Annotated in this window: 6 protein-coding genes; 4 read left to right on the plus strand and 2 right to left on the minus strand. The window is 72.0% G+C overall.

The window, feature by feature from the left end; all coding sequences use genetic code 11:
* Positions 1-123: 123 nt before the first annotated feature.
* Both bcsS and ACLBYE_RS26890 read right to left on the minus strand, forming a co-directional pair.
* Positions 124-939, minus strand: coding sequence for a cellulose biosynthesis protein BcsS (bcsS, locus tag ACLBYE_RS26885; protein ID WP_447696506.1), 816 nt, complete (start codon positions 937-939; stop codon positions 124-126).
* Positions 940-1,098: 159 nt separating this feature from the next.
* Positions 1,099-3,522: a response regulator gene (locus tag ACLBYE_RS26890; protein ID WP_447696507.1), complete on the minus strand. Its 2,424-nt coding sequence runs from the start codon at positions 3,520-3,522 to the stop codon at positions 1,099-1,101.
* A gap of 426 nt (positions 3,523-3,948) precedes the next feature.
* Between ACLBYE_RS26890 and bcsA the strand changes: the two genes are divergently transcribed.
* From bcsA to ACLBYE_RS26910, 4 genes are all read left to right on the plus strand, one after another.
* Positions 3,949-6,348: a UDP-forming cellulose synthase catalytic subunit gene (bcsA, locus tag ACLBYE_RS26895; RefSeq protein WP_447696508.1), complete on the plus strand. Its 2,400-nt coding sequence runs from the start codon at positions 3,949-3,951 to the stop codon at positions 6,346-6,348.
* A gap of 5 nt (positions 6,349-6,353) precedes the next feature.
* Positions 6,354-8,942, plus strand: a complete 2,589-nt coding sequence (locus tag ACLBYE_RS26900; RefSeq protein ID WP_447696509.1) for a cellulose biosynthesis cyclic di-GMP-binding regulatory protein BcsB — start codon at positions 6,354-6,356, stop codon at positions 8,940-8,942.
* The gene (locus ACLBYE_RS26905; protein ID WP_447696510.1) at positions 8,942-10,096 is read left to right on the plus strand and encodes a glycosyl hydrolase family 8; all 1,155 of its coding nucleotides are present in this window, start codon (positions 8,942-8,944) and stop codon (positions 10,094-10,096) included. Before ACLBYE_RS26900 ends, ACLBYE_RS26905 begins: the two co-directional genes overlap by 1 nt.
* Positions 10,081-11,676 (plus strand): hypothetical protein (locus ACLBYE_RS26910; protein WP_447696511.1); only part of this gene is annotated, 1,596 nt, incomplete at its 3' end. The genes ACLBYE_RS26905 and ACLBYE_RS26910, both read left to right, overlap by 16 nt.

Below are 11,676 nucleotides of genomic sequence, written 5' to 3' on the forward strand. Positions count from 1 at the left end.
TCAGTCCTGATCCTTCGCGTCCCTCACCCCAACCCTCTCCCGCACGGGAGAGGGGGCCTGGCGCGGCTGGCGAGACCGGGCTCGCCGTCCTTCCCGACCGTTGCAACATGGTCGGATACGGCTCTAGAAGGTCGAGCGCGCCTCGATACTAGAGTAGTACCCGGAGCCCTGCACCCGATCCCGGACGTAGCCGGCGGCCACCGACATCTGGACGGGTCCGAAGCGGACGCCGGTCAGGTGCGCGCCGATCCGGTACTGGCGGAAGAAATCGTCGCCGAGGAACAGCGCCTCTGGCCCGATATAGACGCCGTCGGCGAGCATGTAGCCGACGCGCAGGCGCGAGTAGTAGGCGTTGAACTTCGTCGAGTACGAGCCGTAGGCCGAGACCATGGTCCGGTCGGTCGGCGTCGCGTAGAAATTGCCCGCGACCTTCAGCCCGACGCCCGTACCGACGACCGGGTTGCCCGGATCGGGAATCGACAGCTGGTTGCTGCGGACGTTGAAGCCGATGAATCCTGCGAGGGCCGCGTCCTTCCAGACCCACTCGTAACCCGCCTGCAGGGCGCCTTCCTGCTGGTAGCCGGTGACCCGCGTCGCGACGGACCGGCCGGGATACGAGTAAGTTCCGCCGATGGCGTCCACGCGGACCCGCAGGCCGTCCCGGGTGGGCGAGCCGTTCGGCGCGGCGGTCACCGTCACGGAGCCGAAGGCCGAGCTGTTCGACGTGACGCTGGTGGAGCCGTCGACCGCGACGGCCCAGCTGTCGTCGACCGCCTGCTGCGAGGCACCCGTGTACCAGTCGGCGCCGGCGCTGCGCGCCGGGAGGTCGGCGGCGGCGACCTGCGTGCCGGAGGCCGCCGCGCAGGCGCACGAGAGGGCCAGAACGGTCGTGTACGGAGTGCGAGGACGTCGGGCAGCTGGTTCCGCAGTCCCGCCCATATTCGAAGGCTCCGTTAAGGTACGATTTACGCTTTAACCAACACTCGTCGACAATAGTTAACATCCACTTTTGGAAGGACTGAGTTTCGATCAGGGCGTCGGCGCCGAGAGCGAGCGCGAGAAGCGCGCGGTCGCTGCGTCGGGCGGGACGCGGGGCGATCAGGCGGCGCGCGCGCGGACCGCGGTGTCGAGGACGACCTGCAGGTCCTCGTTGCGGAACGGCTTGTCGATCCGCAGGAAGGCGTCGGCGGCGCGCGGCAGCTGGCCGTGCGGGCTGGCGAGGATGACCCGGATCTGCGGGTACCGCTCGACCACGGTGGCGGCGAGCTGGAGACCCGCCATCACCGGCATCGATTGATCGACGATCATCGCGTCGAAGGCGGCGTCGCGGGCGAGGATCTCGAGGGCGTGCGCCCCGGAGGCGGCCTGGACCACCGCGTGGCCGAGATCGGCGAGCACCTCGGCCACGCTGGCCCGCACGAGACCGTCGCTCTCCACGAGCAGGATCTTCAGCCCCGCCGCGCGGGCCGGCGGGAGCACGGCGACGGCCGGAGGCGCGGCGGGCAACCAGAACTCGGCCAGGAACGGCTCGGCGCCGGTGCCGTCGCGGATCAGGCGCCAGTGGCCGCCGCTCTCGGTCACGAGCGCCGCGGCCGCCGCGAGGGTCGGGCCTGCTGCCGTCGGCGGCGGCGCGGCCTCGGGTCGGCGACCGCTGCTGACGAGCACGCGCACGTAGGCCGCGGCTCCCGCCGCGGCGCCCGTGTCCTCGGGGGTGCCCTCGACGGCCGCGATCGCGAAGCCGGCGAGGCCGGCGTCGCGGATATGGAAGGCCAGGTTGAGGAGCAACAGCTCCAGCACGCGCTCGCTGCACAGAACGGGCGGCAGACCGGCGGGGATGCGGTTGAGGACCGGCATCTCGCCGAGGGCGTTCGCGGCCAGGAACGGCAGATAGCCCTCGAAGGTGGTGGCGAGGTCGGTCTCGGCGAGGGTGATACCGGTCTCGTCGCCGCGCACGAGGTGCAGCATCCGGCGGGTGAGCGCCGCGCCCCGGCGCGCGCCGGCCGCCGCCCGCCCGACCAGCCGTTCCTGGTCGGCCCCGAGGGAATGGCGCCGCGCCAGCAGCGTGAGATTCGTCAGGACAACGGTCAGGACGTCGTTGAACTCGTGGACGATGCCGTCGGTCACTCGCCGCAGGACGAGGTTGCGACGCGGCTCGACGGGCTGCGGGAGGGGCGCCCCCTCCCCGCCCGGCAGCTTCCGCATCAGGGCGAAGAGCCGCCGGTCGCCCCTGGCGTCGGCGAGGCACAGCAGCCTCACCTGGACCTGCTGCTCCGGCCAGTCGCGGAGGTGCAGGGTCACGTCGTGCGGGCCGTCGGCCGCGAGGGCGGCGTCGCGCGCCCGGTCGAGCACGGGCCGGTCCTCGGCGACGAAGCAGGCGGCGAACGGGGCGGCGACGGGGGCTCCGTCGTCGCCGGCCGCGCTCCGCGAATCCAGTAGGGTCCGGCCGGTATCCGGGTCGATCTCGCAGCAGGCCCAGCCGGAGACCGCCTCGAAGGTGGTCAGCCGCGCCCTGAGGCGCGCGACCTCGGATCCGGCGCCGGCCATCTGCAACCCGGCGCTGCGGCGATGACCCGCGAAGACGTCCGAGAGCGCCGCGAACTCGCCGATCCACGTGCGGGGCGCTTCGGTCTCGCCGGCGGTCTCACCCGCGCCCGTCAGGAGGCGGCGCAGCGGTCGCGTCAGCCGCTCACCCGCGACGAAGCCGAGCGCCGCCGCGCAGAGCACCAGGGCGAGCCCGACGCCGAGCATCCGCCAGTCCGGTGCCGCCGCGAGCGCCGCCCCGGAGGGCACGGCCTGCGCCGTTACCAGCCATCCCGGCGAGCCGATCTCGGCCGCGACACGCATCGGCGTCGTGGTCGAGACAGCCGTCGTCCGGAACGGGCTCGGGGTCCCGGACAGGATCCGGCTGTCCGGGGTGGCGACGAGGAAGCCGAGGGTGTCGGGCAGCGCCGCGGCGCGCCGCACGTCCTCCTCGACCTTGGTGAGATAGCTCGGGTCGGCGTCGAGGCGCAGCAGGCCGTCCTGCCCGCGCTCGCCCAGCGCGACGGCGGTCCCGAACGGCGAGTCGGCCTCGGCCCCGTCGCTGACCACGATGACACCGGCCGCGCGGCCGCGCAGGAACCAGGTCTGCCGCGCGACGCTGCTGCCGACGCGGCGCTCGTCCCGGGCCGCCAGCACGGTACCGTCGGGCGCGACGAGGACGGCGTCCCGGTAGACCGGGTTGAGGTCGAGCCACTCGCGCAGGCGCGCGGCGCGCTGGTCGACGGAGAGCAGGCCCTCGTCGTCGCGGAGCATCAGGGCGGCGTTGCGCGCCTCGCCCACGGTCTGCCGCAGCCGCGCCGCGAGGGCGGCGACGTAGGCGCGCGAGGCCGAACCGACCATCTCCTGCGGGGACGCCGCGGGTCCGGGCCGCGCGGCCGGGACGACGATCAGGACGGCGGCCGCGAACCCCGCCGCCGCGGCGATCGCCACCTGCAGCGCGTTGAGCAATCCGAGGGAGATCTGCAGCGGCTTCGCGGTCATCCGTACGCCCGGGGGTCGGTCCCGAGCGAGGCGCGATTTTCGTTAAGGGTCGATTAAGGCCCGCGGCGCACCCCGGCCGTGCCTCCCGACGCGGGCGCGGTCCGCCGGACGGGTCGTTCCGACTATCCGTGGCGCCCTGCGTCGCATGCGCCGCACCGAAGCCGGGTATAGCGAAGCTTTAGAACGGAATATTAATGTATTCGGCGCAACGGCGCGTCCCGATCCCGCTGTCGCAGCCCGATCGACTTCGCCGCGCCGGGCATCATCTGGGTTGCCCGCATTCCTAAGTTAACTGTAATTTCCGGCGAAGTGGAGTGGGCTGGATATTACGAATGGGTTTGTTCATTGACCATCGTCGCTGTACAAACCCGGCGGTAGAGCCGTTGCACCTCGATCCGAGGGATTTTTGGGCCGGGAGGCTGTAGCGTGAGGCAGGCGTTGCGTTGGCTGGCCTGGGTTGGGGCGACAGTCGCCAGCCTCGCCCTGCTCAGCCAGCCGGTCGGGACGCAGGCCCAGCTCGCCATGAGCCTCGCCGCCATGGCGGTGATGATCGTGCTGTGGGCGGTGCTCGACGGCCCGCGCACGCGGTTCGTCTTCATGGCGCTCGGCAGCCTCGTGGTGCTGCGCTACATCCTGTGGCGGCTCACCAACACGCTGCCCGCGCCGGGCGACCCGGTCAGCTTCGGCTTCGGCCTGATCCTGCTGGTGGCCGAGCTCTACTGCGTCTTCATCCTGTTCATCAGCCTGATCATCAACGCGGACCCGCTGCGCCGCGACCCGCCGCCGGCTGCCCCGGCCGCCGACCTACCCACGGTCGACGTGTTCGTCCCGAGCTACAACGAGGATGCCGCGATCCTCGCCATGACGCTGGCGGCGGCACGGCAGCTGAACTACCCGCCCGAGAAGCTCACGGTGTGGTTGCTCGACGACGGCGGCACCGACCAGAAGTGCAGCGATGCCGACGCGGCCAAGGCGGCGGCGGCCCGCGCCCGTCGGGGCGAGTTGCAGGCGCTCTGCGACGAGCTCGGCGCCCGCTACCTCACCCGCGCCCGGAACGAGCACGCGAAGGCGGGCAACCTCAACAACGGCCTCGCCCATGCCCGCGGGGACCTCGTGGCGGTGCTCGACGCCGACCACGTCCCGTTCCGCTCGTTCCTGACCGAGACCGTCGGCTATTTCGCGCAGGATCCGCGCCTGTTCCTCGTGCAGACGCCGCACGCGTTCCTCAACCCCGACCCGGTCGAGCGCAACCTGCGGACCTTCGAGCGCATGCCCTCGGAGAACGAGATGTTCTACGCGGTCACGCAGCGCGGCCTCGACAAGTGGAACGGCTCGTTCTTCTGCGGCTCGGCGGCCCTCCTGCGCCGCACCGCCCTCGACGAGGCCGGCGGCTTCTCGGGCATCACCATCACGGAGGATTGCGAGACCGCCTTCGAGCTGCACTCGCGCAACTGGAACAGCGCCTACGTCGACAGGCCGCTGATCGCCGGCCTGCAGCCCGACACACTGGCGGACTTCATCGGCCAGCGCTCCCGCTGGTGCCAGGGGATGTTCCAGATCCTGCTGCTGAAGAACCCGGCCTTCCAGAAGGGCCTCAAGCCCATCCAGAAGATCGCCTACCTCTCCAGCATGACCTTCTGGTTCTTCCCGATCCCGCGGCTGATCTTCATGTTCGCGCCGCTGCTGCACATCTTCTTCGACCTGAAGATCTTCGTCGCCAGCGTGGACGAGTCGATCGCCTACACGCTGACCTATATCGTCATCAATCTGATGATCCAGAACTACATCTACGGCAAGTTCCGCTGGCCCTTCGTGTCGGAACTCTACGAGTACATCCAGGGCGTCTACCTGGCCAAGGCGATCGTCTCGGTCATCGCGTCGCCCCGCAAGCCGACCTTCAACGTCACCAACAAGGGGGCGACCCTCGACCACGACCACATCTCCTCGCTCGCCCTACCGTTCTTCCTGATCTACCTGCTCCTGATGCTCGGCTGCGCCGTCGCGGCGTGGCGCTACCTCTACGAGCCCGGCGTGACCAACCTCATGCTGGTGGTCGGGCTGTGGAACTTCTTCAACCTGCTCACCGCGGGCGCGTCCCTCGGGGTCTGTGCCGAGCGGCGCCAGCTCGAGCGCACGCCCTCCCTGGCGATCGATCGCCGGGGCGTCCTCACGGTCGCCGGGCACAGCGTCGACGTCTCGATCGAGCGCGTCTCCGCCGAAGCCTGCACCCTGCGCCTCCTCGGCGACGCCCTTGATCCGGGGCTCACGCGCCCGCCGCTGCGGGGGACGCTCAGCGTCGAGCCGACGGCCGGCGCGCGCCGGACCGCGCCGCTTCCGGTCCACCTGGACCAGGCGACGCGCGACGGACAGGAACTCGTGATGCGGGTGAACTTCGGCACGCTGGCCATCCGCGACTATCCCGCGCTCGCCGGGCTCATGTACGGTGACGCCGAGGCGATGCGGCGCTTCCAGCTGCGGCGGCGGCGGCACAAGGACATTCCCACCGGCACGCTGCAATTCGCGTGGTGGGGCTTGGTCGAGCCGTTCCGCGCGCTCCGCTACCTTCTCGCGAGCCGACGCCCCCGGCCCGTCGAGATCGAGGAGGCGCCGATCTACGACGCACCGCACGACGCCGCCGCGGCGCCGGTACCGGCTCCGGTGCCGTCCGTCCCGGCACCGGCGGGCGCCGCTGCGGCGCCGGCGCCGCCCCCCCCCGCCCCACCCACCCGCACCGAGAGGGGGGGGGATTGGGTCCGCCTGATGATGGATTACGAGAACGAGCGCACCCTGGCCGAGCTTCGCGGCCGGCGCACGAGCGCGGCGTGACGGCGATGGGTGCTCGGCTTCGCCTCCCCGTGCTGGGACTGCTGCTCGGACTCGCGAGCGTTCCTGCCTTGGCCCAGAGCTTCCTGGGCTCGGGGCCGGCGGAACGGCTGACGGTACCGCCGAGCGGCAATGCCCTGCGCGCGCCGTCCGAGGACGGGTCGGGCCCCGCGCGCCGGCCGGACGCGTCGGCGACGGAGACGCGGCCGACCGCGCGCCCGTCCGAGCCGCCCCGGACCGTCGCGCCGCAGACGGTGCCGCGCGCGGCGATCCAGGCGACCATCGCGCCGGCGCGCCGGCTTCCGTCCGGCCCGCGCGGCTTCCGCCTGACCGGGGAAGAGGATTCTCTGCGCTACCCCGTCTACCTCACCGAGGCGCAGACGCGGGGACCGGCACGGCTGCGCCTCTCCTACCTGTCGGCGATCTCGGTGGCGCCGGAGAGTTCCGAACTCGCTGCCTTCGTCAACGGGACGAAGGTCGGCTGGACCCGCATCCAGGCGCCCGGTGCCGTGAAGGTGGTGGAGTTCGCCATCGGCGACGGCGTGCTGAAGCCCGGCTACAACGCCGTCACCTTCACCGCCAGCCAGCGCCATCGCGTCGACTGCTCGGTCGGGGCGACCTACGAATTGTGGACGCAGATCGACCCGTCGCGATCCGGCCTCGTGGTCCCGCCGGCGACCGACATGGACGTCCGGTCTCTCGCCGCCGCGGAGCCGGACGAGAGCGGCGCCCTGCCGATCCAGGTCATCCTGAACGAGCGCCCGAACCTCGCTCGCCTGGAGCGCATGATCGAGGCGGTGCAGGCCCTCGCCCTCGTGGGACGGGTCGCCCGTCCGACGGTGACCTTCGGCCCTCCACTGCAGGGCCGAAACGGCATCAACCTCGTCGTCGGTACCGCCTCCGAGATCGCCGGCGTCGAGGGCGTTCCCGAACTCGGCCCGATCAGCGGGCCCCGCCTCGCCATCCTGCCGACGCGGCCGAACACACCGCCGACCCTGGTCGTCACCGGGGCCCGCGATGAGGACGTCCGTCAGGCCATCACCAACCTCGCCGTCCCACCCGACAACGGGACGCCGAGCGGGCTCAAGGCTGTCCAGCTCTTCCGCGGCTACATGGTGCACGGCGGCGAGAACCTGACGCTCGACCGCCTCGGCGTGACGTCCCGCGAGTTCTCGGGGCGACTGCTCCATGTCGGCTTCGCCCTCCGCTTTCCCGGGGATTTCGTCCCGGCCGATTACGGCAAGGTGATGCTCCACCTGGCCGGGGCCTACGTGGCCGGGCTCTCCTCGGAGGCCCGCATCGTCATCGACATCAACGGGCGCAACGCGGCCAGCGTCCCGCTGCCCGACGGGCGCGGCGAGGTGTTCGACGACAGCGCGATCCCCCTGCCCTTCAGCCTCTGGCGCCCGGGGGTGAACCACGTCGAGATCTCGGCGCAGTTGCCGAACGCCGCCGACCAGGTCTGTGACACCCTCAGCCCGGCGGCCAAGCAGGCGCGCTTCCTGTTCCTCGACCGATCGCGGATCGAGATCCCGCATTTCGCCCGGGCGGCGCGCAGCCCCGACCTCGCGGCGATCAAGGGGGGCGCCGTACCGTTCGTCGTCCCGGGGCAGCGCGCGCGCCTCGTGCTGCCGACGCCCGACCGCGACAGCGCCGACGCGGCCGCGACCCTCGCCGCCCGACTGGCGATGGCGGCCGAGCGCGTCATCGATTTCGAGGTCGTGACCCAGCAGCAGGTCGTGTCAGACACGAGCCAGCTCGTGGTCGCGCCCGCCCGCGCCCTCGACCCGGCGCTCCTGGAATCGGTCGGTTTCGATCCGCAGCAGGTCCAGCGGGTCTGGGAAGGCCGCGCCGACATGGTCGCCACCCCGGGCCAGTTCGGTCCCGAGGGCGTGCTCACCCTCGATCGGCTGCGCCGCAACCTCCCGATGCGTTGCGCCCTGCCGACCCTGATCCCGCAGGTGCGCCCGGCGCAGCCCGCCCCGGCCCAGCAGGCGCCGCCGTCCCAGGGCGAGACGAGCGCCGGGCCCTCCCCGAGCACGGCCCCGGCCCCCTCGCCGGGCTCCGCGTCGGACCGTGAGCTCATCGACCGCTGGGAGGCGTCGACACGCGGCTCGCGCCAGATCTGGGCGGCCCTGGACAGCGTCTGGAACGAGATCACCGGCACGGTCCACTCCCTGCGCCAGACGATCACGGCGCAGGTGAAGCCGGACGAGACGGTCGAGGTTCCGGCCACGGCCTCGCTGCTCATCGCCGAGGGTCCCCCGGTCCAGTCGAGCAACACCGTGATCGTGACCGCGCCGAACGCGTCGCTGCTGAAGGCGTCCGTCTCCTGCCTCGTCGACCCGGTGGTCTGGGCGAGACTCGGCGGCAGCGCCGCCTTCCTCGATGCCTCGAACGGCACGCTGGTGACGTCCCGGCCCGAGCGGATCGACATCGTCGAGACGCAGCCGCGATCCCTGGCGAACCTGCGCCTCGTGTCCGCGGCCTGGCTGTCGATCAACACGGAATACTACGTCGGCATGACCCTCGCGATGGCTCTCTGCCTTGGCCTCGCCACCACCAGCCTCGTGCGCAACGTCGGCAGGAAGAATTGATGAGCCGCCGAGTCCGCACCCCCCTCGCCGCAGCCGTCCTCGCCGCGGCGATCCTGCCCGCGGCGGCGGCCTCGCCCCAGGACGAGGCCGCCGTGCCTCCGAGTACCGCGCAGCCGGGCACGCAGCCCGCTCAGATGCCCCGGGCCGCTACCCAGGGGCTCGTCGGCAAGCTCGGCAACGACGCCGCGTGGCGGACCTACCGCGCGCGGTTCATCACCGACCAGGGGCGCGTGGTGGACACCGCGAACGGTCAGATCAGCCACAGCGAGGGCCAGGGCTACGGCATGCTGCTCGCCGTGGCGGCCGGTGACCGGGTCAGCTTCGAGCGGATCTGGGGCTGGACCCGGGCCAACCTGATGGTCCGCGGCGACGAGCTGCTGGCGTGGCGCTGGTCGCCCGACAAGCGCCCGGCGGTCAGCGACATGAACAACGCCACCGACGGCGACATCCTGATCGCCTGGGCGCTCACCGAGGCGGCCGAGGCCTGGAACGAGCCGAGCTACCGGACCGCCGCGCGCCGCATCGCCATCGAGTTCGGGCGCAAGACCATCCTGTTCCGGGACCCGCACGGGGCGCTGCTGCTGCCCGCGGTCTCGGGTTTCTCGGCCCGGGAGCGCCCGGACGGTCCGCTGATCAACCTCTCCTACTGGATCTTCCCCGCCTTCCCACGCCTCGCCCTCGTCGCGCCGGAATACGACTGGGCGGCCCTGACGCGCAGCGGCCTCGCCCTGCTGCGGCAGTCGCGCTTCGGTCCGAGCAACCTACCCACCGAGTGGATCTCCGCCAAGGAGGCGCCGCGTCCCGCGAACGGCTTCCCGCCGCTGTTCTCCTACAACGCCATCCGGATCCCGCTCTACCTCGTCTGGGCCGGGCTGGTGCGGCCCGACGACCTCGCGCCGTTCCAGGCCCTGTGGTCGGGCGCCGACCGGGAGCGGCTGCCGATCGTCGACACCGGCGACGGGCGGAAGGTCGAGTGGCTCACCGAGGCCGGCTACATGGGGCTCCCGGCCCTGGTGGCCTGCGCCCTCGACGGGACGCCCTTCCCCGAGGATGCGCGGGGCGACATCGGCAACCAGAACTACTATCCGGCCACTCTGAGCCTCCTCGCCCTGACCGCGGCCCGCATGCGTTACCCGTCATGCCTGAAGTCCTGACCGGTCTTCCGCCCGCACGCCTGCGACCGGCCGCGCCCTGCCTCCTGATGCTGGTGCTCGCCGCCGCGCCGGCCGCCGCGCAGGTCGACGCGCGACCCGGTCCCGCGCCCCAGTCTCCCGCCGCGCCGACACGGTCCGAGCCCCGCATCGTCTACGGCGACGGCCCGCGCGCGCCGGCGATCCTGGCCGACCCGGCCACGTCCCGCACGACCGACATGGTCGACGAGAGCGCGCTGCGCTACTACGCGGCCCAGAAGCAGACGGCTCGGATGAAGGCCGAGATCGCCCGCCTCAAGCGGCTCTATCCCGGCTGGAACGAGCCGCCGGACCTCAACGCGCTTCAGCCGAGCCCGCCCGAAGAGGCGCCCCTGTGGGACCTCTTCACCGCGGGGCGGTTCGACGACCTCCGCGCGGCGATCGTCGCGCGCAGGTCGATCGACCCCGTGTGGCAGCCCTCCGAGGAGCTCGCGCGCAAGCTCCGCCGGGCCGAGTTCCGGTCCCGGATCACGGCGCTGACCGGCAAGGACGCCGACGCGATCATCGACCTCTACCGCGCCGATTCCGGCGCCCTCGACCCGCTCGACGTCCAGAGCGTCTGGATGGTCGCCGACGCCCTGGGCGATACCGGCTCGGGCGACGAGGCCTTCGAGCTCTACAAGTCGATCCTCGACGGCAACGCCGATTCCGGCGTGCGCCTCGCCACCATCCAGAAGGCGATGGCGCATCTGCGCATGGCGCAGGCGGAGCGCCTCATCGAGATGGGGCACCGGGGCGCGAACGGGGCCTCGGAATTCGACGCGATCCGCCTGGACATCACCCGTGCCCGGATCGCGGCCTTCCTGCACGAGGAGAGCGCCGAGACCCCGACCCCCGCCGATCTCGCGGCCTTCCAGGCCGTCGCCCGCAAGAGCGGCGATCCCACCCAGACGAGCCTCCTCGGCTGGTACGCCTACAAGCGCCGCCAGTTCCGGGAGGCGCTCGAATGGTTCAAGCAGGCGATCGCCCGGGGCGGCGACGCGATGGTCGCCCACGGGCTCGCCCTGACCCTGCGCCAGCTCGACATGGCGCGCGAGGCCGAGGAGGTCGCCTACGCGTGGCGCGACAAGTTCGTGGGCAACGAGCTGCTCTACATCGACATCCTGGAGCAGAAGCTGACGCTGCCCCGCCCGCCCGCGATCGAGCCCGCGCGCATCGCCCGCTACGCCCAGGTCGTGACGGCCTCCACCTCGGGCGAAGGCGCCCAGGGGCTGGCGTGGTACGCCTACAATTCCTGCCAGTTCGACACGGCGCTGGAGTGGTTCCAGCGGGCCGTCGCCTGGATGCCGAGCGAGGGGACCGTCTTCGGCTTCGCCCTTACGCTGCAGCGCCTGAAGCGGCAGCGTCCGTACCTCGAGGTCGTGAACCGCTACGACGGCCTCTTCGCGAAGGTGGTCGACCTGCTGTTCCGCGAGAACACCGGCGGCGCGCCGCTGCCCTGCGACCCCGTGCCCGCCGCCGCCGGGCCCGCGCCCGGTCGGCACGCCGCGCCCGCGGCGCGGGTCGAGACGCCGCCGATCAACCGGGTGCCGCGGCCGGACCTG

The sequence above is a fragment of the Methylobacterium sp. A52T genome, assembly GCF_053346095.1.